The following is a 22,000-nucleotide window of genomic DNA, read 5'->3' on the forward strand; positions in this document are numbered from 1 at the left end:
GATGAAATTGGCAAAGCACCTCGTGCGCCGATTTGCCTCCGACGATCGTGGCAACGTTGCGATCATGGGAGCGGTCGTAATGACCCTGGTCATCGGCTTCGCCGCGCTCGGCGTGGATCTCGGTTCGATCTTCGCCGACAGGCGCAAGGCCCAGAGCGCGGCGGACCTTGCAGCGATCGTCGCGGCCGGCAACCTGAACAACGCGACCAATGCCGCCTCTGCGACCGTCGTGCGCAACAACTATCCGGCGAACGCGCTGGTCGGCGTCGAGCTTGGAAATTACACGGCCAATGCTGCCGTAGCGCCGGACAAGCGCTTCGTCACGCCGGCAACGGGAACGCCGACGGCCGCACGGGTCACCCTCGAAACAAAGACACCGCTCTATTTCGCGCGTTACGTCACCGGTTCGAGCCAATACACGATCAAGACGACAGCGACGGCATCGAGCACGGCCCTCGCCTCGTTCGCGATCGGCTCACGCCTCCTGGCGGTCAACGGCGGGCTGATCAACGCCGTGCTTGGATCAATGCTGGGAACAAACCTTTCACTGACGGCCATGGACTATCAGGCGCTCGCGAACGCGCGCATCGACGCGCTCGATTTTCTCTCTGCGGTCGCCACGCGGGCCAATGTGACTGGTCCGACTTACGACAATGTCCTGACCAGCAACATCAAGATGGCCGATCTGATGGCGGCAATGCTGACGACGCAACAGAACGCCAATGGCAACAACGCGGCCACGATCACCTTGCCGAGCATCGCCCAAGCCACATCCGCACAGTCAACCCGGATTGCTCCGGGATCGCTCCTGGATCTTGGGCCTTACGGCAGCCTCGCAATTGGCCAGAAGCCGAAGGTCGGAGCCAGCATTTCGCTTTTGAGTTTGCTGTCCGGCACCGCCGCCGTCACGAACGGGAACAATCAGATCGCGACGAGCGTGAACCTCAACCTGCCTGGGATCACGCAGGTTTCGGTGGTCGCCACGGTCGGTGAACGTCCCGTGGGCTCGGGCTGGTTCGCCGTCGGTGCGCAGGGGGCGAGCGTCCACACGGCTCAGACGCGCGTCCTGATCACGATCCAGCTCGCCGGCAGCGGCGGCATTCCTTCCGTCAATCTGCCGATTTATGTCGAGGTCGCAGCGGGCACGGCGACGCTGTCCGGCATCTCCTGCGGACGGCCCGACATCAGCAGTTCGACCGTAACGCTCGGCGTCACCCCGGGCGTCGTCGACGCCTGGGTCGGCAACGTTTCGATGGCCGACATGACCAATTTCAGGACCAAGCCCAATCCTCCGCCCGCCACACTGGTCAACATAGCTGGCGTAACCATCACCGGCCGCGCTCATGCTGAAATCAGCAATACCACGGCAAGGCAGGTCGACTTCAGCTACGCCGACATACAGGCTCAGACAATCAAGACAGTCACCACGACAAATTTCACCTCTTCGTTGATGTCGAGCCTGCTCCGGGACATGAGCTTGACAGTCACCTCCGGTCCCCTCGCGCTGCCGCTGCCCGGCGCCGGCTCGACGATCGCCAACATCCTCTCCGGCGCCACGGGCTCGATCGATCAGATACTCGCGGCCACGCTTGCCGCACTCGGCGTCGGGATTGGGCAAGCGGACGTGTGGGTTTCCGGCGTGCGATGCGACGGTGCGGTGCTCGTCAACTGATCGAGTTGCCGCAATCAAGCTCAGGGGATCGCGCGATCATTGTAGCAAGTTGTGTTTGAGTCATTCCGCGTTTCGGAAACGGGCCAGTCCTGGCCCGATGCCATCTTAACTTTGAACATTCTCAATTGGGGGTCTTAGCATGCTTTCCCGTTTCAAATCCGACAGTTCGTTTGGTCTGCTGGACCGGATGCCGATCAGCGTGATGATCTGCGAGATGACCGATTTCAAGATCGTCTATGTGAACGAATCGACCAGGAGCAACCTCAAGAAAATCGAACACGTGCTGCCCGTCAAAGTCGACGCCTTGATTGGCCAATCGATCGATATCTTCCACAAGAACCCGCAGCACCAGCGACGACTCCTGTCCGATCCGAAAAACCTCCCGCACCGCGCCCGTATCACGATTGGCGGCGAGACGCTCGATCTCACCGTGACCGCCATGATCGATGCGCGCGGCCGCTACACCGGCCCAATGCTGACCTGGGAGCTTGCGACCGAGAAAGCCAAGCTCGAAGCCGAGACCGAACGCCAATTGCAGATGCTCGACAACATGCCGCTCAATATCATGATGTGCGACGCCGATTTCAATATCACCTACGTCAACAAGACCAGTGTCAAGACGCTCGCGCCTTTGAAGCACCTGCTCCCGGTCGCCCCGGACGAACTCGTCGGCAAGTCATTCGACATCTTCCACAAGAACCCGCAACACCAGCGCCGTATCGTCGGTGACCCGACCCGGCTGCCCCACGCGGCCAAGATCAAGCTGGGACCGGAGACGCTCGACCTGCGCGTTTCGCCCATGTTCGACAGGAAAGGCAGCTACATCGGAGCGATGCTGAACTGGGCCGTCGTCACCGCCAATGTGCGACTTGCGGATGACTTTGAACGAGACGTGAAGAGCCTGGTGGGCACACTGGCTTCCGCCTCTTCCGAGATGCAGGCGACGGCGCAGTCGCTGTCCTCCACCGCCGAATTTGTCAGCCAGCGATCCGCGGGGGCGGCATCGGCTTCCGAGCAGCTCAGCTCCTCCGTCAACGAGATCAGCAGGCAAGTCGCCGAGGCGAGCAAGGTCGCAAGGGCCGCGGTCGAGGAGGCCGAAAAGTCCGATCGACTGGTCTCCGGCCTCGTGACAATGGCACAGAAGATCGGCGACGTGGTGGCGCTCATCAGCCAGATTGCCGGTCAGACCAACCTTCTCGCACTGAATGCGACCATCGAATCCGCGCGCGCCGGCGAGGCCGGCAGGGGCTTCGCCGTCGTCGCATCGGAGGTGAAGGCACTTGCCAGCCAGACAGCCAAGGCGACGGAGGACATCGGCGCCCAGATCAACGAGATGCAGTCCGCGACGGGCAACACAGCCGGGGCGCTGAAGGCGATTTCCCAGACCATCAACCGGATCAGCGAGATCAGCACGGCAATCGCGAGTGCCGTGGAAGAGCAAGCCGCGGCCACCAAGGAGGTGACGACCAACATCAGCAGCACCAATCAGGCGGTCGGCGAAACCAGCGACGCAGCGGGGAATGTCCTGACCGCCTCCGGCAGCCTCGCCAGGAATGCATCCGAGCTGGAAGTCCAGGTCGATAAATTCCTCGCGAGCGTTCGTGCCATGTAGTCGAATCCGCCCAATTGCGCCATACGACCTCAAGCCGGACGAGAAGCGGCGCCCTATCGGGTACGCGGACGAAGCTCAGCGAGGACCGTCCGCGACCGTTCCTTTCGGAAATCGTGACGCGATTTTAATCGATGGCTTGTTGACGCCTTCGGCATCTTGCGGCTTTGATCCAGCCGAGGGAGGAAGCCAGGATGAAGCGTCGTGAATTTCTGGTCGGAGCCGCGCTGCTCGCCGGGTCTATGGCGCGAAGCCGCGCCGCCGACATCCCTGCCCCCTCGCCCGACGGGCTCGAGCGCATCACCGCCTATTTCAACAACGAGGTATCGAGCGGCCGGCTGCCGGGTGCCGCGATCCTGGTGCAGCAGCACGGCAAGCCGGTCTACCTGAAGACCTTCGGCGTGCGCGACACCAGGACCGGCCTCGCCATGACGCCGGACACGATTTTCGCCATCCACTCGATGACCAAGCCGATCACGTGCCTCGGCGCGATGATGCTGATCGACGAGGGCAAGCTCGCGCTCACCGATCCCGCGTCGAAATACGTCCCGCTCTTCGCCGACACCAGGGTGGGCATCGAGCCGAAGGGCACATCGACGGTCAAACTCGAGCCGCCGGTCCGTCCCGTCAACGTCGAGGATCTGCTGCGGCACACATCGGGCATCAGCTACGACTATATCGGCGCCCCCTGGGTGATGCAGGTTTACCAGGCTGCCAATATTTTCGAGGGTCCCTTCAACAACAGACAATTCGCCGACCGTATCGCCAAGCTGCCACTGACGCGCCAGCCCGGGACGCTGTGGCGCTACGGTCATTCCACCGACGTGCTCGGCGCCATCATCGAGATCATCTCCGGCCAGACGCTGTACCAGTTTCTCAAACAGCGCATTCTCGATCCGCTCGGCATGACCAGCACCAAATTCGTGCTCACGACTGCGGAGGATCGCGCGCGGATGGCGCGGCCGCTGCCGAACGATCCGATCCTGCTTGCCGGCGAGCGCGACCGGCTCGCTCACCCCGAATGGGAATCGGGCGGCGGCGGGCTGCTCTCGACCATCACCGATTATCAGCGCTTTTCCCAAATGCTGCTCAACGGCGGCGAGTTCGAGGGCAAGCGCTACCTCAGCCCCGCCGCGTTCAAGGCCATGACCACAGATCACATCGGACCCGGCTCGGGTGTGGGGCGCGACTATTTCTATTTCCCGGGCGACGGCTTCGGCTATGGCTACGGCATCGGTGTGCGCACCGATCCCGGCAACGCAAAACCGCCGCCGCCGGGCTCGCTCGGCGAGTTGAAATGGGACAGTGGCAGCGGCACCTATTTCGGCGTCGATCCCAAGCTCGACATGGTCTACCTCATGATGCAGCAGACCCAGAACGAGCGCAGCCGCATCACGCCGGCGTTCAAGGCGTTGGTCTACGACTGCTTCCCCGAGGCGCTACGCCGCCCGTGAGGCGCGCTGGCCGAACTCGGCCAGCAATGTTGCGATCTCCGCCGCGGGCCGCGCTGCGCTGAACAGAAAGCCCTGCACCTCGTTGCAGCCCTCGGCGCGCAGCCAGTCGAGCTGATCCTCGGTCTCGACGCCTTCCGCGGTCGTGGTGATGTTGAGGCTGCGGCCGAGCCCGGAGATCGCGCGCACGATCGCCCCGCAATCGGGCCGCTGCGCCAGATCCTTGACGAAGGAACGGTCGATCTTGATCTTGTCGAACGGGAAGCTGCGCAGGTAGCTGAGGCTGGAATAGCCGGTCCCGAAATCATCCATGGAGATGCCGACGCCGAGCTCGCGCAGCTGATGCAGGATCGCGAGATTGGCATCGGTCTCGGCCAGGAAGATCGACTCGGTGATCTCCAGCTCGAGCCGCTTCGGCGACAGGCCGGACTGCGCCAGCGCCGAGATCACGACCTGAACCAGGTTACGGCTGCGGAATTGCGCCGGCGACAGGTTGACGGCGACCTTGACGTCGACCGGCCATTTCACCGCCTCGGCGCAGGCCTCGCGCAGCACCCATTCGCCGAGCTGGGTGATCAGGCCGATGTCTTCGGCGACCGGAATGAACTCCGCGGGCGAGATCATGCCCTTGTCGGGATGACGCCAGCGCAACAGCGACTCGAAGCCGGAGATGCGGTCGGAGGCGATCGACACCAGCGGCTGATAGTGCAGCTCGAACTCGCCATTGGTGAAGGCCCGGCGCAGATCGAGCTCCATGTCGCGGCGCTTCTGCGCCTGGAGGTCCATCTCGCGCTCGAAGAAATGATGCACGCCGCCGCCGTCGGACTTCGCCCGGTACAGCGCCATGTCGGCGTTGCGCATCAACTCCTCCGACGTCACGCCGTCACCCGGCGACAGCGCGATGCCGATGCTGGCGCCGATCACCATCTCCTGCCCGTCAATCTCATAAGGCGCCTTCAGCATGTCGATCAGCAGGCTCGCGCAGGCGCTGGCCTCGTTCGGCGACACGTCCGCGGCCAGGATCACGGCGAACTCGTCGCCGCCGAGCCGGGCCGCGAGATTGGCGCCGCGGACCGCTGTGGTCAGGCGCTCGGCGACCTCCTTGAGCAGACGGTCGCCCGAGGGATGCCCGAAGGAATCGTTGATGTTCTTGAACAGGTCGAGGTCGATGTAGAGCACGCCGACCCGTTTTCCCCCGGCCCGGTCGAGCGCCTGCTTCAGGCGCTCCTGGAAATATTCGCGGTTCGGCAGGTCGGTGAGCCCGTCATGGTGCGCCATGTGGGCGATGCGTGCCTCGGCCTTGCGCCGCTCGGTGATGTCGACCACCGCGACCAGATAGCCGTCGCGATCATCGAAAGCGACGCGGCGGCCGAAGGTCAGCACCTCGATCTCGCTGCCGTCGGCGCGCAAATGCCGCCAGTTGCGCGAGGAGTGATAGGTGTCGCCGAGGCGTTCGAGGGCTTCGGCGTGACTGTCCCACTCGTCCTGCGGCCAGATCTCGTGCAGCTTCATGCGCAGGAAGGTGGCGCGGCTGTAGCCGTAATGCTGGACTGCAGCATCGTTGACGCTGAGAAACTCCTTGCTCTCGGCGTCGAACACCCACATCGGCATCGGGTTGTTGTCGAACAGCAGGCGGAACGAGGCGTCGCGCCGCTTCAAGGCGGTGACGTCGGAGATCGTCAGCGAGACCACGTCGGCGAAGGCGGTGGCGCCGAGGCGGAGATGGCGGTCCTCGTGCTCGATCTCGAGCTGTTCGCCGCGACCGCCGGAGACGGTCCTGAGCAGGAATTCCATGATGTCGGGCGAGGCCAGCAGCGTGCCGCCCTCGCCGATCCGGCGCCACAACAGGCTCGTGCCGGCGGCCTCCAGCAGCGCGCCCGCGCTCTTGTTGTGGTGCACGATCTGGAGATCGAACGGCTTGCCCGAGGCATCGCGCAGCGTCGCCAGCGAGATCACCGCATCGTCGGTCGCGGAGAAGATCGCATCCAGCAGATTGTATTGCGCGCCGCGCTCGTTGACATAGGCGCCGACCAGCGTGGCGCCCCAGCGCGAGGCGGTCGGCAGCGCCAGCACATCGTAGGTCCTGACCATGCCGTCACGCACGCAATGCGCGCTCGCCTGATACGGCCGTCCGTTCGCCAGCGCGCTCGCCGCCGCTTCCGAGAGCGCCGTGGCGCAATCCGGCGAGAGCTCGGCGACCGGGATGTCCCAGCGCTCCTCGCCGAGCCATTTCTGCACGTAACGGCCGCTGCGCGACAGTTCGAGCGCACCGTCGTTCTTCAAGAGCGCGATGTGGTCGGCGAGCCGCCCGAGGCTGCCGAGCATCACGTCCTCGTAGCGCGGCAGCCGCTCACCCGGCTTCAACGCGGCACGCCATTTGCGCTGAAGCACCGGGATGTCGTCGAACATTTCGGCGGCCGGTTTTCCCGGCATCTTCTTCGCGGCAGTCATCGTAGTCCCCAACGCACTATCCCGACGCATCCAAAGCAGATGCACTTAATGGCGTGTAAAAAGGACGCAGATGCGGGTTCCATTCAGCGATTATGACAGTTTTAAGTCAGGCGTTGGTTAGTAGCCGTTAGAGACTATGACAGTTTGGTTTTGCGTGTGCGCGATGAGATGACGACAGCATCGCGCCACTCTCAGTATCGTCCTGGCGAAAGCCGGGACCCATAGCCACCGAACTTGGTTGCTGCGAACGCTGGTGGCCACATCGCGCAAAGACAACGCTGACGGGGTAATGGGTCCTGGCTTTCGCCCATGGGCGCTAAAATAGTTGCATTGCTTGATAGCGACGTTTTCGTCTTGGTGGTTCGTGTAGATGCCGTCCGAGCGTGGAGCGAAGTCTGCGCAGGCAAGCAATCGCGGGTTGGGGCATGATTGCTTGTCGGAGGGAGGCGACGAGTTGGCGGAGCAGACGCCAGGTCCCTGGACGGGTCAGGCGGCCTCGGCCAAGCGGGGAGAGTCCTCGAGTTCGTCGACGAGTGGCTCGAGCAGGAGAATGATCAGCAGATGAGCGAGGATGTGGGGCCTGGCGGACCGCTCGTCAGTTCCGGGAGGGCCCTTCAGGCCAATCAAACTCTTGAGCCGCTTGAAGCCGAGTTCAATGCGCCATCGCAGCCGATAGAGGGCAAGGACATCGCTCGTTGAGAAGTCCTCCGGTGCGAGCGAGGTCACCAGGATCACCCAATCTGCAGCGTCAAGTGTTTGCCTGGAGAGCTGGTGGCCTCCCTTTTGGGCCGTTCGGCGCGCCTTGCGTCGTGCGACCGCGGCCGCTTGCGCCGGCTTCTTGACGGCAACCAGACGCAGAGCGAGCAGCGGTGCGCCAGACTTGCGTTTTATCCAGATCGGTCGATCGATCAGGCCACATGCCGAAGCCTTGCGCAGTTCGGCCGTCAGATCGACCAGACCACCTTTGGCATCAACCCAACGCGCGCTCTTCCAGCCGGACCGGATCACGAAGTCCGCGCCGGCATCGACGAGACGTGCCATGCGCTCCGGTTGCAGATAAGCGCGGTCGCCAAGACGGATTTCGCCGGCAATCACCGGTATCCGGTCCAGCGTCTCGCCCGCTCGCTGATCGGTCAGCTCGAAGTGACCAAAGCGCTCCTGCGGAAGATCGAACGCGCTGTGTATGCGCCACACCGCGTTCTTGTTCCTGCCGCTCGTCCCAGCCTTCGGGACCGTCGTGGCGTCAACAATGCGGATCAGGCGGCCGTGGCTCGCCTTCGGCGCACCGCTCGCCAGTGCTTGGCCTATCAACTTCGCCAGCCAATCTCCGCACTGACGCAACCGATACAACAGAGCCACGTTGGAGATATCGACAAGGCCCACCGACGTGGCCCATGCCGCCGTCAACCGCAGACCTCGCTCGCCAAGGCAATACGCCAGGATCAAGCGCAGCAAATCCACCGCATTGCTGATTTCCCGCGGGCGGACAAACGCCTTCGTCTCGCGCGCGCTAACGTTGAGCGCTTCGGCGCCGCCAAGCCGGGCGACAACACGCGCCCAGTCCTCGTTCACAAGCGATTCGTGTGCCATCCCAATTTGGAATCACAAGCCAATCCAATGCGCAAATCCTATTTTAGCGCCCATGGGCGAAGGCCAGGACGACGATGGGGAGATGATGCGCGCAAGACTGCATCATCCTCGTCATTGCTGTGCATGTTCACTAATTCGCTGATTGGATCGCTCCAGCGGAGGAACGATCCGATGCGAGACAACAGCTATGACCGAACGGTTGAGCGCAACTATCTGCACAAGTGGCGTTTTCTGATTTCGGAGTATGAGGCGGTGAAGGCTGGCCGATCGCCGCTGTTCAAGCGGGTCGGCGACTTCTACCGGCACCACGGGACCTGCTCGCAGACGTTCCGCAAATATTACAATCGCTATCTGCAGAGCGGCGAGGACGCGGATCTGCTGCCGCGGCGGCGCGGCCCGAAGTGGCGGGAACGGCGCGAGCCGGAAGGGATCGAGGCGGAGATCGTCGCCCATCGCAAACGGGGGATGAACCGTTATGAGATTCATGCCGTCTTGCGCGAAACGCGCGACACGGTACCTTCGCCGATCACGATCTACCGGGTGCTGAAACACTACCGCCTGAACCACCGCACGCCGGCGATGCGTGAGGAGAAACGCCGTATTATCAAGGACAAGCTCGGGGAGCTGGGCCACGTCGATCTGCATCAATTGCCGCGCGATATGTTCCTCGCGCCACCCCCGGTCACGGCCTACATCATCAGCCTGATCGACAGCTGCTCGCGTCTGGCCTGGGCCGAGGTCCTGACATCCAAGAAGGCGCTGCCGGTCATGTTCAAGACCCTGAAGATGATCAACACCCTCAACGTCACCTATGGGCTCGTCTTCCAGGAAATCCTGTCCGACAACGGCGCCGAGTTCGCCGCCCGCACCAAGCCGGGCGAGCATCCGTTCGAGGCCATGCTGCTCGAGCTCGGCATCAAACACCGCTACACCAGGCCCTATCGGCCGCAGACCAACGGCAAGGTCGAACGCTTCTGGCGTACCCTCGATGACGACGTCATCGACGGCGCGACCTTCGACAACCTCGACCACTTCGCCAATGAACTGTTCGAGTACCTCGTCTACTACAACAACCACAGACCCCATCAGGCCTTGGCGGGACAAACTCCCAAGGCCTTCGCCGCTACCAAGACCACCGCGATCCAATCAGCGAATTATTGAACATCGACAATTGCGAGCGCAGCGACTTGTCCGCCGAAGCTTGAGCGAAGGCGGAAGCAATCCAAGATCTCTCCGCGATGGCAATATCCATCCCGTCATCCTGAGGTGCGAGCAGCGCGGTGCGCAGCACCGTGCTGAGAGCCTCGAAGGATGTACGGCCGAGATATTGCCGGGCCGTCGCCCTTCGAGGCTCGATTTGCGGCGCGCCCGCGCCACAAATCGAGCACCTCAGGGTGACGGTTGTAAATTGGTGCTCGCGGCAGCATTCGGTATTCAGTCTCTGAGCGACAGACACGCCTTCGCATCCTCGCGGCATCCTCCGCCCGAGCTTTGCCTGGTCGCCTCACCCCCATTGAAAAGGGCGCAGGGAAGACCGGGAGCCGGCTGGCTCCCATTGACCGCTATGCCACGAGCAGATTGCGCTACGATGCACAGCGGGGAACAGGGCAACCGGAGACATCCCGGCCTTCCCTGCGCAGTGGTGTTACGGCTTATGTCGTGATCTCCCCGGGGAGCGATGCACTATTGCCCCCGTCGCCTTGCGGATGGCTGATGCGCGGACCCGGTCGGGCCGCCACATCACCGCAAGACTTGACGCACAGACCCCGGGCGTCAGGACCACACGATTTTGCCGTACGCTGATGGCATCGGTCGTGTGCGCGAGGTTTTGCTCACGGTCTCCCGCCCTGCAAACCCGTTCGCGCCAACGCCATCTGCGTCCACCGCCGCCCGGCCCGCGTTCGTGACGATCGCGATACGCCCCTCTTCCTTGGGCCGGAGTGCGCGCACTATCCGCCAATTCCGAATTTCGGTAAAGCGGAATATTTTAGCGGCTGCTTCTTGACCGATGGCTTGGGTGTTTTGCCCGACGAGCAACGCAAGGTCTTGTAGCAGCGCGCCGCTAGTCCTCGCTCGACGCCGCAAAGGGGTTACGCAGATAGGCTTGCGACAGCAGGAAGAATAACGCGCGCTCGCCATGATATTTGGCGGCCGGCCGGGTGCGCTCGAACCCGTCGGCAAAGATCTTGCCGGACTGGTCGCACACCTGCCACCGCCAACCGAACCGTTTGCGCCTGGTAAGGATCACTTCGAACATGCCGACGGGCTTGGTCCCTGCTCCTCCGGTCTCGCAGGCAATAGCCTGCTCCGGCGTCCCCCATTGGACGGATGCCCGACATATAACGCAGCAGGATGGAAAGAGAATAAAATTGATTGTCGGAATTACGTATCTTCCACCGGCGATGATGGCGTCGTGACGTCGGTGGAATAAGCCAACTTTACCGGTGTTAACCGGCCTTCCAACGCCGCTTGATGGCGCTCGCACGCGTATTCAAACCGGAACACAAGACGCGGAGCCTGGTAAGCAAACGCTCACCGGGCTGCACGCAATATGTGTTAACGGCCGACTCGCGCCTGGAGATGCGCGGGATAACGATCGCCTTGCACAGGCACCCTGGCCAGCACTCCTGCAATCGCAGCGAGATCGGCCTCAGACAACGTTACCACCGCCGCGCCAAGGTTCTCCTCGAGCCGGTGCAGTTTGGTGGTGCCGGGAATCGGCACCATCCACGGCTTCTGCGCCAGCAGCCAGGCCAGCGCGATCTGTGCCGGCGTCGCCTGCTTCGCCGTGGCGATTTCGCCGAGCAGCTCGACCAGCGTCTGGTTCGCCTTTCGTGCGCTGGATGAGAAGCGCGGTACGATATTGCGGAAGTCGCTCTTGTCGAATGTCGTGCTCTCGGTGATCGCGCCGGTCAGAAAGCCCTTGCCGAGCGGACTGAACGGTACGAAGCCGATGCCGAGCTCTTCCAGCGTCGGCAGGATCTCCTGCTCCGGCTCGCGCCACCACAGCGAATATTCGCTTTGCAATGCGGTGACGGGCTGCACCGCATGGGCGCGGCGGATGGTTTGCGCGCCCGCCTCCGACATGCCGAAATGCAGGACCTTGCCGGCCTGGATCAACTCCTTCACCGCGCCAGCGGTCTCCTCGACGGGCACGTCGGGGTCGACGCGATGCTGATAGAACAGATCGATGCGGTCGGTCCTGAGCCGCTTCAAGGCGGCCTCCGCCACCGCCTTGACGTTGGCGGGCCGGCTGTCGAGCCCGGCCTCGACCTTGCCGCCGCTGAAGCCGAACTTCGTCGCAATGACGACCTTGTCGCGGAACGGCGCCAGCGCCTCGCCGAGCAATTCCTCATTGGTGAAGGGACCGTAGGCCTCGGCAGTGTCGAAGAAGGTCACGCCACGCTCGAAGGCGCTCCTGATCAGCGTGATGGCCTGCGCCGTCCCGGTCGCCGGACCATAGCCGTAGCTCAGTCCCATGCAGCCGAGGCCGAGGGCCGAGACTTCGAGGCCACTCTTGCCCAGTTTGCGCGTTTGCATCGTCAGCTCTCCTTCATCGTCTCCGGCCTCCGAATTTAGGCCGCGCGCGAGCCTGCGATTAGGTGATAAAAGCGGCATGTACTCATGATCCGGATTCATGAATGGCCCGCACCAACGTCAACGACCTCCTCGCCTTCCTCGCGGTCGCGCGCGAGCGCAGTTTTACCCGCGCTGCAGCCCAGCTCGGGTTATCGCAATCGGCGCTCAGCCACACCGTGCGCGGCCTCGAGGAGCGGCTGGGCTTAAGGCTCCTCACCCGCACCACCCGCAGCGTCGCGCCGACGGAGGCCGGCGAACGCCTGCTGCGCAATATCGGGCCGCACTTCGCCGAAATCGACGCGGAGCTGTCGGCGCTGACCGCGCTGCGCGAGACGCCAGCCGGCACCGTGCGCATCACCACCGGCGAGCATGCGGCACAGACCATCCTGTGGCCGGCGCTCGCAAAGCTGCTGCCGCGCTACCCTGATATCAAGGTCGAGCTCGTCGTCGACTATGGCCTCACCGACATCGTCGCCGAGCGTTACGACGCCGGCGTGCGGCTCGGCGAGCAGGTTGCGAAAGACATGATCGCGGTGCGGATCGGGCCGGAGATGCGCATGGCTGTCGTCGGCTCACCGGCCTATTTCGCCGCGCACAGCAAGCCGAAGCGGCCGCAGGATCTGACCGAGCACAATTGCATCAACCTTCGCCTGCCCACCTATGGCGGGATCTACGCCTGGGAGTTCGAGAAGCGAGGCCGCGCCATGAAGGTGCGCGTCGACGGCCAGCTCGTGTTCAACACCGGCCTCTTGCGGATGAATGCCGTGCTGGCGGGGCTTGGTCTTGCCTATGTCCCGGAGGACATCGTGAAGCGCGAGATCGCCGACGGACGATTGATCCGCGTGCTCGCCGACTGGTGCGCGCCGTTCGCCGGCTATCACCTCTATTACCCGAGCCGGCGGCAGCCGACGCCGGCGTTTGCGGTGCTGGTGGAGGCGCTGAGGTATCGGAAGTGAGAGCCGCCACAGCGGAGGTGCGCTCCCTCGCCCCGTTCTTACGGGGAGAGGGTTGGGGTGAGGGGCTGCGTCCGCGAGAACGGTAAGAATTGGACTCGCGGAGAGTCCCCCTCACCCGGAATTTGCTTCGCAAATTCCGGCCTCTCCCCGCAAGCGGGGAGAGGCGAAAGACTACCGCGCCACCACTTCCACTTCGCCGTCGACGCCGTTCACGACGTTGAAGCCGCGCTCGTAGACCTTGCCCTCGTTCTTGGCGATGGCGCGGTATTCGCCTTCGGACAGCACGACGCGCGGGAAGGCGCCGATCGATTCCTTGATGACGTCGCCGCCGGGGGTCAGCACCGACCAGGCGGTGTTGGCAAGCGCCTCGCCGCCCCTGTCGCTGACGAGCTTGAGCGTGATGACCGCGGCGCGGTGGGTGATGGTGACGTCGGTGAGCTTGCCGGCCTGGACGCGGATGTCCGAGCGCACCACCGAATTGGCATCGCCATAGTTGGAGACGATGTAGTAGGTGCCCTCCGGGATCAGCACGACGTCGCCGGCGGCGACGTTGGGCACCAGCGAGGCGCGCTCGCCGGATTCGAACTGGCTGCCCTTGTAGATCGCGAACGAGATCTGGTTCTGCGGAATGCGGCTGGTGCCGACGCGGCCCTCGATGCGCAGGCCGCCCGCCGGCAGCACGAAGGACTCGCGGTCGGTCTCGGCCTTGAGGCTGACGGTGCGCACCGCGCTGACGAGGCCGAAGGCGACGTGGACGACGTAGTTGCCGGGCGGCAGCACGATGTTCGGCGTGGCGCTGCGGTCCTCGCGGATCAGCTTGAAGGTGCCGTTCTCGTCGGGACGGTCGGCAAACACCCGCCAGACCAGGCCGCTGGTGATCGGGGCCGAGTCCTTGCCGTATTTCGCCGTCAGCGACAGCACGCCCTGGCCGGGCACGGCCGCATTGAGCGGCGCGGCCGACGGTACGGTCGTGACCGCGGGCGGCGGCATGCTGGGCGTCACCGGCTGGGTCAGGGTCGGCGGCAGGCTCGGAGGTCCGGCGCCCGGGCCGGAGGGCGGCGCCAGGCTGACGGCACCGCCGGGATCGGGCACCGAGGCCGGGGGCACCGGCGGCGGGCGATCGGAGAAAAGCTGCGCCTGCGCAGCGTTTTGGCCTGCTGTCACGAGGCAGGCGGCAAGGATCAGCGCCGGCAGCAGCCTGCCGCTGCGCCGCCATCCGATGATGCCGTCACCCCCGCGTGTCATGTTCCCTGCTTTTCACCGAAAACGCGGCAAATTCAAGCCTCGGATATCCCAGGAAATACGGCCCCCATGCGATCTATGGAACCCGACTGATGCTGCGTGATTAGACTTAAGGCAACCGCCCCTCGCCATACTCCTGCCCAGCGCCTTTTCCAAAGCGGCATAAACCATGCTTCACCCCTGATATGGCGGAGCGCAATTGGGGTGCGTAGTCTGGCGGTGGGTGGCCCAGCGGAGGAGAGTTTTGGTGCTGGAGATCTTGAAGGGCCGCGGCTCGAACGGCTCCAACGGCGAGAAGGCCGGCGAAAAGGTCGGCCTCGGTAGCATCCGCCGGCCGGTCATTGGCCTCGCACTCGGCGGCGGCGCGGCGCGCGGCTTTGCCCACATCGGGATCCTGAGGACCCTGATTGCCAACGGCATCGTGCCCGACGTCGTGGTCGGCACCTCGATCGGCGCCGTGGTCGGCGGCCTCCATGCGGCCGGTCGGCTCGACACGCTGGAAGACTGGGGGCGCAGCCTGCAGGGCATGCGCAATATCCTCGGCTATCTCGACATCCGCCTCAACGGCTCCGGCCTGATCGGCGGCGAGAAGCTCGCAACCCGGCTCGAGGAGGCGGTCGGCCAGACCCTGATCGAGGACCTGCCCGTCAAGTTCGCCGCGGTTGCGACCGAGGTCCGCACCGGCCACGAGATCTGGCTGACGCGCGGCCGCATGGTCGACGCGATGCGGGCGTCCTACGCCCTGCCCGGCATCTTCTCACCGGTCCTGATCGGCGACCGCTGGCTGGTCGACGGCACGCTGGTCAATCCGGTGCCGGTCTCGGCCGCCCGCGCGCTCGGCGCCGAAATCGTCATCGCCGCAAATCTTTCCAGCGACGTCTTCACCCATTCCACGACGATCCATGCACACGGCGCCGCGCCCGCCCCGGTCGCGCCCGAGGCCGAGGCGACGACGACCAAGCGGCGCTTTCCGCGCCTGTTCTCGCCCGAGAAGACCATGAAGCGCGAGTTCTTCGGCGGCGGCGGACGGCCCGGCATCTCCTCGGTGATGGTCGATGCCTTCAACATCATGCAGGACCGCATCACCCGCGCGCGCCTCGCCGGCGATCCGCCCGACATGTTGATCACGCCGCGGGTCGGCCACTTCGGCTGGTTCGACTTCCACCGCGCACAGGACCTGATCGCCCATGGCACGCGCGCCGCCGACCGCGCGCTGGAGTCGATCCAGGAGGCGATCGAGGTGCTCGCGCCGGCGCCCGCTGGCCACGCGCCCAAAGCGGGCGAGTAAGGCGGACGCGTGGGGTCCGTCAGGCCGTCTTGATGTAGTCGCGCAGGGCTTCCTGCTCGGTCTCGTATTCCTGGACGCGGCGCTTGACGATGTCGCCGATCGAGATCAGGCCGACCACCTTGCCGTTGTCGATGACGGGCAAATGGCGGAACTTGCCTGTCGTCATCGTCTCCATCAGCTCGGCGACGGTGTCGGTCTCCTTGCAGGTGACGACCTTGCGGGTCATGACCTCCGAGACCGGCTCCTCCAGCACGCCGGCGCCGCGCTCGCCGAGCACGCGCACGATGTCGCGCTCGGACAGGATGCCTTCCAGCCGGCTCTCGTTCATCACCAGCACCGCGCCGATTTTCTTCTCACCGAGCAGCTTGACCGCAGCCGACAGCTTGGCGTCGGGCTCGACGCTCATGATCTGGTGGCCCTTGGTGTTGAGAATGGAACGTACCGTCATTGTCGCCTCCCTGAATCGGAGCCTTCCGCCATTGGCGGTCCGGACTTGTTCGCGAGTCTTCAACTAACAGTTTTGGCGCGGGTTTCACGCTCGCGCGCTTGTCGAAGCGTTGCCGCTATGGGCTTGTCGCTTCGGAACATTCTTCCAGGGAATGATGGATGAATTCGGGCCGCGCCGCAAGCGCCGCTTCAAACACGGTCAGAAGCGTCCCGTGATGACGCATCCGCAGCATCGCTTCGCACGCGCGGCACGGGATCGAACAGCGCGAACAGCAAGAGGCCGGCGAAGAAGCCGCCGATATGCGCCTGCCACGCGACGCTGGTGGTCTCGGCATCGATGCCGATCGCGCCGACGCCGAAGATGATGTTGACGCCGAACCAGACTGCGAGGAAGCCGACCACCCGGCCGTCGCGTAGTGCACGCGACAGCGGCAGCGCGGGAACTTTTGCGGCGGTATCGGCGTCCGAACGGCTGAAGGAGAGGAAGCTGCCGCGGGCGAAGGCAAAGCGGATCGCGGCTGCCATCGCGCCCGACACCGAGGCCGAGGCGCCGATCATCGGCGCCACCGCATGCTCATGGGTGACGAGATGGGCGAGCGCGCCGGCCGCCGCCGTCACCGCCATGAAGACGAAGAACCTGACAGCGCCGAAACGCCGCGCCAGCGCGCTGCCGAACGGCAGCAGCCACAGCACGTTGAAGCCGAGATGGGTCAGATTGGCGTGCAGCAGCGAATAGGTGAAGAAGCTCCAGACTTTGGCGCCGGCGCCGCCGGGGATCTGCAGATTGAGCAGCGAGGAATCGTAGCGCTTCGGGATGAAGCCGAAGGCGTCGATAGTCCAGTTCTCGAGCTCCGGCGGCAGCAGCACCCGCAGATGGATCACCGCCAGCAGCACGATATAGGCGGTCAGCGCCGCGGGCAGCGTCAGGATCGGCTCGCGCGGAGCCTCCTCATGGACGGCCGGCAGGCCCGGCTGAGGACCTTGCGGTGACGAATCTTGCGGGGAATCCAAGGCAGCTTCGCTTTCAGGCCCTATCGGAGCGACAGGCTTGGAGATAGTCGTCTTTGCCGGCCTTGCGCAAGTGCACAAAAGGAAAAGGCAGGGCCCTGGGAAAGCCCTGCCTGTCCGTGTCGGCCTTCCGATACCTGAGGAATGAAGGTGTATCCCCACCCCTCCCCGGCCCGTGGCCAAACTGTTTGACGCCCTGTGTACAGGCCCCGCCGAGAACCTGGAGAAAAGCGGCGAGGCTTGCGACCGCGGTCACCATAGCAGTCCCGCGCGAGACGCGAAGCGCATAGTTAATTTAACGTTAACGACGCAAAGACTGCCTCAACAGGCGTGAAAACGCCCCCGCGGCATGGACGCTGCAAATCCCCTCCTGCACAACAACAGAAGGGATCGCGGGTGCACTGAAGCGGGACAGATCTGTCCCGCCAGGTTGCGCCCCGGGGTTAGCGTCAGCCATGAAACATCCGTCGAGCCGCGCGTTCTTCGCATATTGGGACAAGAAGCGCGGCAATGCGCGGGCCCCTGACCGGGCCGACATCGATCCGGCCGCGGTCCGCGGCCTGCTCGGCGACATCTTCGTGCTGTCCTGCGAGCCCAATCTCGGCTTCCCCTTCCGCGTTGCCGGTACCCGCGTCTGCGCGCTTGCCGGGATCGACCTCAAGGACCGGAGCTTTACGGCGCTGTTCACAGCGGCCAGCCGCAGCGAGATCGAGGACATCGCGACCATCGTCGCCGACGAGACGCTTGGTGCGATCGCCGGCGTCACCGCCGCGCGCGAGGACGGCAGCAAGGCGCATCTCGAGCTCCTGCTGCTGCCCTTCAACGCCCGCCCGCATACGCCGGTGAGCGTCACCGGCGTGCTCGCGCCGTTCGACGACGAATGCGGCGCGCTTTCAGCCTTCACCCTCACCTCCTGGCGCTACCTGCATCAGCCGGAGAAGCTGCTGCCGCGCGCGATCCGCAAACTGCAGATCGCACGCGGGCTGATGGTGTATGAGGGGCTGCGCTAGGAGCAGCGCTCGCGTCAGACGCGCAGCTTTGCAAACGGCCTGCGGTCTTCGAGGCCTGATCGCGCTCAGACTCATTCGCGTACCGGCTTGCCAATCGGCCAGCGGAACGTTAGCTTTTAACACGCGTTTAATTCGTTTGCCGTGGCAAGCGGCAACGCGGCTCGGTTGGTGAAGATGCGTCTGCCGAGCCTCCGTCCAGGGATGATTCCCGTGATGGAGCACGCGCCCAGAGTTGGTAATCGGTTGTTAGCTGCGTTACCGCCGGCCGATTTCGCGTTGCTTGCACCCCATTTGCGAAAAGTCGAGCTCCGGCACGACGCAGTCCTGGTTCGGTCGGGCGACAAGATCGAGCACCTCTCCTTTCCCTGCAGCGGCGCGATCGCCCTCATCATGGAGTTGCCGAACGGACAGACGGCGGCAACTGCCGTGATCGGCAACGACGGTGCCGTCGGACTGATGACGGCGCTCGGCCCGATCCGATCACCCATGACTGCGGTCGTCCGCGTGGCCGGGACGGCGCTGCAGATTTCGCCCGCGCGATTTCACGCTGCGCTCGAACGCAGTCCCGCCATTGCAAGTTCGGTTCAGCTTCTCACCAGGACGCTGCTGACGCAATTCCAGCACGTCGCAGCCTGCAATGCTCTGCATTCGGTCGAGGCGCGCCTCGCCCGCTGGCTGCTGCACATCCACGACCGGACGGATGGTGGTGACATCCTGCCCTTGACGCAGGAGACGCTGTCGGAATTGCTCGGGGTCCGCCGCACCACGGTCACGCACGTGGTGAGCGCGTTGCGCTCATCACGGGCAATCAAGTCCAACCGGCGCGGCCAGCTGGAGATCGACAGGCACCGGCTCGAGATCATCGCCTGTGAGTGCTACAAGGTGATGAGCCGCAGGATCGATCGGATCGTTTCGCAGGATGCGCCGAGGGTCCTTCACGCCGCGCCGGCGCGGATTGGCTGCCTACCCCCGGACCCGCCGTTCGCCAAGACCGACTCGTAGACCCACGCCTCTCTGGCGAACCATTCGTGCGTCGCGGCGCACATCCTGCAATAGGTGCGCGAAAAGAACACCGCACTGCACCGAAACCTCTCGCCATCCATCTCGATGCCGGTCGGAATGGCGTCTCCCGTTTCCGGGCACTTGATCATCACCATACCCATCGTGATTTCCTCCAGCTTGGCATCACCTCAACAGTGAGGGAGGCCGCAACCGGCTGGACGGCGCCTCTTCTTGCGAAGACGCTCGTCCAGCCGGTCCGCGCGGCCAACCGCTTCGACTCAAGCAGCGCTACGCAATACCCGGTTGAAGCTCTGCTTGATCGGCTCGGCCGTTTCCGTCGCGACCTTCTGGGCGAGGTCCCAGAGTTCGCGGTTCTGGGCCGAAGTTGCTTCAAAGGTCTTGCGGCTGTGGGCGGTGGAGAGGTTGACGAGATCGGCAAACGACCTCGCATCGACAAGCTGGGAAATGAAGTCCAGCGTGGAGGTGGTATTGACGTGGGATATTTCGATGAGCTTGATGCCGTAGTCGGCGGCACGCTTGGCATTGGTCGAATAGGCATCGCAGAGAGCTGTGGTGACTTCCTCCGAAGTCGCCCTCACCTTCGCAAAATTTGCCTGGGCCCGCGTGGCGCCCTGCTCGGCGAAACTGCCGAACATCGTCTGCATGTTGAAGAACGGTACGTCGAACTGGAGCTTTGCGCTTCCGTTGGCCCCCACGTCTTGCGGAGCGGCATTCGTCTCGACTTTCACACTGGCATCAGTCACGGGCTTTCATCCTTTCAAGCGAAACTAGATCACGGATTGAAGACTCCCCCCGGGCGTCGAGGTGCGTGCCGCACCAGGACACCAATACTGCTACTTTCAACACGGTGGGATTGTTGCTGCGGATAACCGCCCCCGTCCCCTTGCAGGACCAACTATGACCGAAGAGACTGCCCGGTTCGGTTCGCTTTCAGACTCTCAGCGCGAATTTGTGCAATGGATGCGGCGAAGCGGCGCAGACCGCGCTTTGCATCTTTGAAGTTGTTGCGATCGCATGCGCCAACTTGAGATCAGCGCAGCAACGCCCCTGCTGCGAGGCAAATGATAGCGCTTGCAACACGATCTTTTTTGCCGGATTTGCGCCCGCGTGCGACCCGGTGCGCCTGCCTCCGTAAGACGGCGCACCGGGCGCGATCCGTCAGGGCATCGCCAGATGCCACGCACCGTTCAAGAAGCCGTCGCCGGTGATGTCGCCGGGCTTCTGGTCCTTGGCGAAGGTGTAGAGCGGCTTGCCCTTGTAGGCCCATTGCCTGGAGCCGTCGTCGCGCGTGATGATGGTGTAGCCGTCGCCGGGGGCGTCGCTCGCCTCAGCCTTCAGCACCGGCCAGTTCGTCGCACACGGCCCGTTGCAGGCCGACTTGCCGTCGGCATCCTTGTCGAAGGTATAGAGCGTCATGCCCTTGGCGTCGGTGAGCACGTTGCCCTTGTCGGTCTTGCCGGTCTTGGTCGGCGGCGCGGCGAAGGCAGCGGGAACGATCGCGAGCGAGACGGCGAGCGTGAGCGCGAGGCGGATCGAGGACGTCATGGTGTCTCCTGTCATGCAATTGGCTTGCATGGGTAGGACGCCGCGCGAGGCGTCCTATTCCTGCGCGCGCGGCCAAGATATTTTTCGCTGCGCGCACCGGCGCGGCGGAATAAACTGGAATGAGTGAGACCGAACGACGGACCGACATGAACAAGCCGCATTGGCGTCCCGCGCGCGCCTCCGACCTGCCCGCGATCAGCGCGATCGCGGCGCGCATCCATCCCGACCTTCCGGAACGAGCCGAGGTGTTCGCGGAAAAGATGCGGCTCTATCCCGATGGCTGCCGCGCGCTCATCGCGGACGACGAGATCGTTGGTTACGGCCTCGCGCATCCCTGGAAGCAGCACCGGATTCCGCCGCTTGATGTCTTCCTCGAACTCATCCCCGACGATGCGGATTGCATCTATCTGCACGACGTCGCCGTGCTGCCCGATTTCCGCGGCGGTGTAGCACGCGCTTATGTCGTAGCAATCGAGGGACTGGCTCGCGCTTCGGCCATCCCTGCTCTCGCGCTGGTCTCGGTCTACGCCACGCGGCCGCTGTGGCAACGCCTCGGCTTTCAGCCCGTCACGGCGAACACGGAATTAAGCGAAAAGCTCGCATCCTACGGCAACGGCGCGACCTACATGCTCCGCGACCTCGCTGCGACGTAACGCCTCTCCACCAGCCCCGCTCGGCTCACGCGGGCGTGAAGCCGCGCCCTCGAACCGCTTTCGGCCAGCTCCCGTCGAAGAACCGTGCGGGCCGTTCCGGTCTCGCCGAACCGAGACTGGAGAATGTCTATGAAACTCACATTGTCGAAAGTTGCCTTGATTGCATTCGCTGCGACGGCTGCGTTCACCGCGACCAGCGCCAACGCGGCGCAGTATCGGACCTATGGCTGCGACACCGCTTTCTTCGAAGGCTGCATGGGCTTCGTCGAGGCACCGAACCAAGGCGGACGGCGCGTCGTTCGCCTCACCAACGATGTCTCGCCCACCTACATGAAGCAGACCGACCCGCGCTACAATTCGGCACTGCGTGATGCCGGCGGTGGTGGCGGCGGCGGAGGTGGCGGCGGTGGCGGCGGTGGCCGCTGAGCCCACACCTGACTTTCGAGATGATGTCGCCGGTGCAATCCGGCGGCATC

At 64.1% G+C, this 22,000-nt stretch carries 20 protein-coding genes; 10 read left to right on the plus strand and 10 right to left on the minus strand.

What is annotated here, in order from left to right:
- The first annotated feature begins 1 nt into the window (after window position 1).
- The 3 genes from ACVJ19_RS35075 (at window position 2) to ACVJ19_RS35085 (ending at window position 4,735) form a co-directional block, all read left to right on the plus strand.
- Window positions 2–1,672: a pilus assembly protein TadG-related protein gene (locus tag ACVJ19_RS35075; protein WP_453953632.1), complete on the plus strand. Its 1,671-nt coding sequence runs from the start codon at window positions 2–4 to the stop codon at window positions 1,670–1,672.
- A 139-nt stretch (window positions 1,673–1,811) separates the two neighbouring features.
- A complete protein-coding gene (locus ACVJ19_RS35080; protein WP_453953633.1) occupies window positions 1,812–3,284 on the plus strand; it encodes a methyl-accepting chemotaxis protein in 1,473 nt (490 codons plus the stop codon).
- Between the two features lie 191 nt (window positions 3,285–3,475).
- Window positions 3,476–4,735, plus strand: coding sequence for a serine hydrolase domain-containing protein (locus ACVJ19_RS35085; RefSeq protein WP_453953634.1), 1,260 nt, complete (start codon window positions 3,476–3,478; stop codon window positions 4,733–4,735).
- Here the strand turns inward: ACVJ19_RS35085 and ACVJ19_RS35090 are convergent.
- Entirely contained in the window at window positions 4,721–7,183 is a 2,463-nt protein-coding gene (locus ACVJ19_RS35090) for a putative bifunctional diguanylate cyclase/phosphodiesterase (protein ID WP_453953635.1), read from the minus strand. The two genes, ACVJ19_RS35085 and ACVJ19_RS35090, sit on opposite strands and share 15 nt — an antisense overlap.
- A gap of 486 nt (window positions 7,184–7,669) precedes the next feature.
- Entirely contained in the window at window positions 7,670–8,773 is a 1,104-nt protein-coding gene (locus ACVJ19_RS35095; RefSeq protein ID WP_453947895.1) for an IS4 family transposase, read from the minus strand.
- A 171-nt stretch (window positions 8,774–8,944) separates the two neighbouring features.
- Between ACVJ19_RS35095 and ACVJ19_RS35100 the strand changes: the two genes are divergently transcribed.
- On the plus strand, window positions 8,945–9,934 hold the full coding sequence (locus ACVJ19_RS35100; protein ID WP_453953636.1) for an integrase core domain-containing protein: 990 nt from the start codon (window positions 8,945–8,947) through the stop codon (window positions 9,932–9,934).
- On the opposite strand, the gene ACVJ19_RS35105 is transcribed toward ACVJ19_RS35100, so the two are convergent.
- The 3 genes from ACVJ19_RS35105 to ACVJ19_RS35115 form a co-directional block, all read right to left on the minus strand.
- The gene (locus ACVJ19_RS35105) at window positions 9,897–10,229 is read right to left on the minus strand and encodes a hypothetical protein (RefSeq protein WP_453953637.1); all 333 of its coding nucleotides are present in this window, start codon (window positions 10,227–10,229) and stop codon (window positions 9,897–9,899) included. The two genes, ACVJ19_RS35100 and ACVJ19_RS35105, sit on opposite strands and share 38 nt — an antisense overlap.
- Window positions 10,230–10,835: 606 nt before the next feature.
- Complete coding sequence (locus ACVJ19_RS35110; protein ID WP_130369487.1) at window positions 10,836–11,030, minus strand: hypothetical protein; 195 nt, start codon at window positions 11,028–11,030, stop codon at window positions 10,836–10,838.
- A gap of 299 nt (window positions 11,031–11,329) precedes the next feature.
- Entirely contained in the window at window positions 11,330–12,313 is a 984-nt protein-coding gene (locus ACVJ19_RS35115; RefSeq protein WP_453953638.1) for an aldo/keto reductase, read from the minus strand.
- 101 nt (window positions 12,314–12,414) lie between these two features.
- On the opposite strand from ACVJ19_RS35115, the gene ACVJ19_RS35120 reads away from it, so the two are divergent.
- The gene (locus tag ACVJ19_RS35120) at window positions 12,415–13,308 is read left to right on the plus strand and encodes a LysR family transcriptional regulator (RefSeq protein ID WP_453953639.1); all 894 of its coding nucleotides are present in this window, start codon (window positions 12,415–12,417) and stop codon (window positions 13,306–13,308) included.
- A 171-nt stretch (window positions 13,309–13,479) separates the two neighbouring features.
- On the opposite strand, the gene ACVJ19_RS35125 is transcribed toward ACVJ19_RS35120, so the two are convergent.
- On the minus strand, window positions 13,480–14,553 hold the full coding sequence (locus ACVJ19_RS35125; protein ID WP_453953640.1) for a hypothetical protein: 1,074 nt from the start codon (window positions 14,551–14,553) through the stop codon (window positions 13,480–13,482).
- 244 nt (window positions 14,554–14,797) lie between these two features.
- Between ACVJ19_RS35125 and ACVJ19_RS35130 the strand changes: the two genes are divergently transcribed.
- Entirely contained in the window at window positions 14,798–15,838 is a 1,041-nt protein-coding gene (locus ACVJ19_RS35130; RefSeq protein ID WP_453953641.1) for a patatin-like phospholipase family protein, read from the plus strand.
- 19 nt (window positions 15,839–15,857) lie between these two features.
- Here ACVJ19_RS35130 and ACVJ19_RS35135 read toward each other — a convergent pair whose 3' ends face one another.
- Window positions 15,858–16,286: a CBS domain-containing protein gene (locus ACVJ19_RS35135; protein WP_453953642.1), complete on the minus strand. Its 429-nt coding sequence runs from the start codon at window positions 16,284–16,286 to the stop codon at window positions 15,858–15,860.
- Window positions 16,287–16,474: 188 nt separating this feature from the next.
- The gene (locus ACVJ19_RS35140) at window positions 16,475–17,296 is read right to left on the minus strand and encodes a rhomboid family intramembrane serine protease (protein ID WP_453953643.1); all 822 of its coding nucleotides are present in this window, start codon (window positions 17,294–17,296) and stop codon (window positions 16,475–16,477) included.
- A 452-nt stretch (window positions 17,297–17,748) separates the two neighbouring features.
- On the opposite strand from ACVJ19_RS35140, the gene ACVJ19_RS35145 reads away from it, so the two are divergent.
- Together ACVJ19_RS35145 and ACVJ19_RS35150 are read left to right on the plus strand one after the other, a co-directional pair.
- Window positions 17,749–18,303 carry a PAS domain-containing protein gene (locus ACVJ19_RS35145; RefSeq protein ID WP_453953644.1) on the plus strand — a complete coding sequence of 185 codons (555 nt, stop codon included), beginning with the start codon at window positions 17,749–17,751 and terminating at the stop codon, window positions 18,301–18,303.
- A gap of 210 nt (window positions 18,304–18,513) precedes the next feature.
- The gene (locus ACVJ19_RS35150; RefSeq protein WP_456739487.1) at window positions 18,514–19,305 is read left to right on the plus strand and encodes a Crp/Fnr family transcriptional regulator; all 792 of its coding nucleotides are present in this window, start codon (window positions 18,514–18,516) and stop codon (window positions 19,303–19,305) included.
- A 278-nt stretch (window positions 19,306–19,583) separates the two neighbouring features.
- On the opposite strand, the gene ACVJ19_RS35155 is transcribed toward ACVJ19_RS35150, so the two are convergent.
- On the minus strand, window positions 19,584–20,069 hold the full coding sequence (locus ACVJ19_RS35155; RefSeq protein ID WP_453953645.1) for a phasin: 486 nt from the start codon (window positions 20,067–20,069) through the stop codon (window positions 19,584–19,586).
- Window positions 20,070–20,484: 415 nt separating this feature from the next.
- Window positions 20,485–20,871 carry a COG4315 family predicted lipoprotein gene (locus ACVJ19_RS35160; RefSeq protein ID WP_439368945.1) on the minus strand — a complete coding sequence of 129 codons (387 nt, stop codon included), beginning with the start codon at window positions 20,869–20,871 and terminating at the stop codon, window positions 20,485–20,487.
- 146 nt (window positions 20,872–21,017) lie between these two features.
- On the opposite strand from ACVJ19_RS35160, the gene ACVJ19_RS35165 reads away from it, so the two are divergent.
- Together ACVJ19_RS35165 and ACVJ19_RS35170 are read left to right on the plus strand one after the other, a co-directional pair.
- Complete coding sequence (locus ACVJ19_RS35165) at window positions 21,018–21,524, plus strand: GNAT family N-acetyltransferase (RefSeq protein WP_453955268.1); 507 nt, start codon at window positions 21,018–21,020, stop codon at window positions 21,522–21,524.
- Between the two features lie 129 nt (window positions 21,525–21,653).
- Complete coding sequence (locus tag ACVJ19_RS35170; protein WP_453953646.1) at window positions 21,654–21,950, plus strand: hypothetical protein; 297 nt, start codon at window positions 21,654–21,656, stop codon at window positions 21,948–21,950.
- Window positions 21,951–22,000: the final 50 nt, after the last annotated feature.

The organism is Bradyrhizobium sp. USDA 376 (assembly GCF_054063675.1).

Coding starts and splice junctions, on each gene's coding strand:
- ACVJ19_RS35165 (WP_453955268.1), top strand. CDS start 21,018: ATGAACAAGCCGCATTGGCGTCCCGCGCGCGCCTCCGACCTGCCCGCG.
- ACVJ19_RS35170 (WP_453953646.1), top strand. CDS start 21,654: ATGAAACTCACATTGTCGAAAGTTGCCTTGATTGCATTCGCTGCGACG.
- ACVJ19_RS35145 (WP_453953644.1), top strand. CDS start 17,749: ATGAAACATCCGTCGAGCCGCGCGTTCTTCGCATATTGGGACAAGAAG.
- ACVJ19_RS35135 (WP_453953642.1), bottom strand. CDS start 16,286: ATGACGGTACGTTCCATTCTCAACACCAAGGGCCACCAGATCATGAGC.
- ACVJ19_RS35100 (WP_453953636.1), top strand. CDS start 8,945: ATGCGAGACAACAGCTATGACCGAACGGTTGAGCGCAACTATCTGCAC.
- ACVJ19_RS35120 (WP_453953639.1), top strand. CDS start 12,415: ATGGCCCGCACCAACGTCAACGACCTCCTCGCCTTCCTCGCGGTCGCG.
- ACVJ19_RS35125 (WP_453953640.1), bottom strand. CDS start 14,553: ATGACACGCGGGGGTGACGGCATCATCGGATGGCGGCGCAGCGGCAGG.
- ACVJ19_RS35080 (WP_453953633.1), top strand. CDS start 1,812: ATGCTTTCCCGTTTCAAATCCGACAGTTCGTTTGGTCTGCTGGACCGG.
- ACVJ19_RS35115 (WP_453953638.1), bottom strand. CDS start 12,313: ATGCAAACGCGCAAACTGGGCAAGAGTGGCCTCGAAGTCTCGGCCCTC.
- ACVJ19_RS35090 (WP_453953635.1), bottom strand. CDS start 7,183: ATGACTGCCGCGAAGAAGATGCCGGGAAAACCGGCCGCCGAAATGTTC.
- ACVJ19_RS35095 (WP_453947895.1), bottom strand. CDS start 8,773: ATGGCACACGAATCGCTTGTGAACGAGGACTGGGCGCGTGTTGTCGCC.
- ACVJ19_RS35110 (WP_130369487.1), bottom strand. CDS start 11,030: ATGTTCGAAGTGATCCTTACCAGGCGCAAACGGTTCGGTTGGCGGTGG.
- ACVJ19_RS35075 (WP_453953632.1), top strand. CDS start 2: ATGAAATTGGCAAAGCACCTCGTGCGCCGATTTGCCTCCGACGATCGT.
- ACVJ19_RS35160 (WP_439368945.1), bottom strand. CDS start 20,871: ATGACGTCCTCGATCCGCCTCGCGCTCACGCTCGCCGTCTCGCTCGCG.
- ACVJ19_RS35085 (WP_453953634.1), top strand. CDS start 3,476: ATGAAGCGTCGTGAATTTCTGGTCGGAGCCGCGCTGCTCGCCGGGTCT.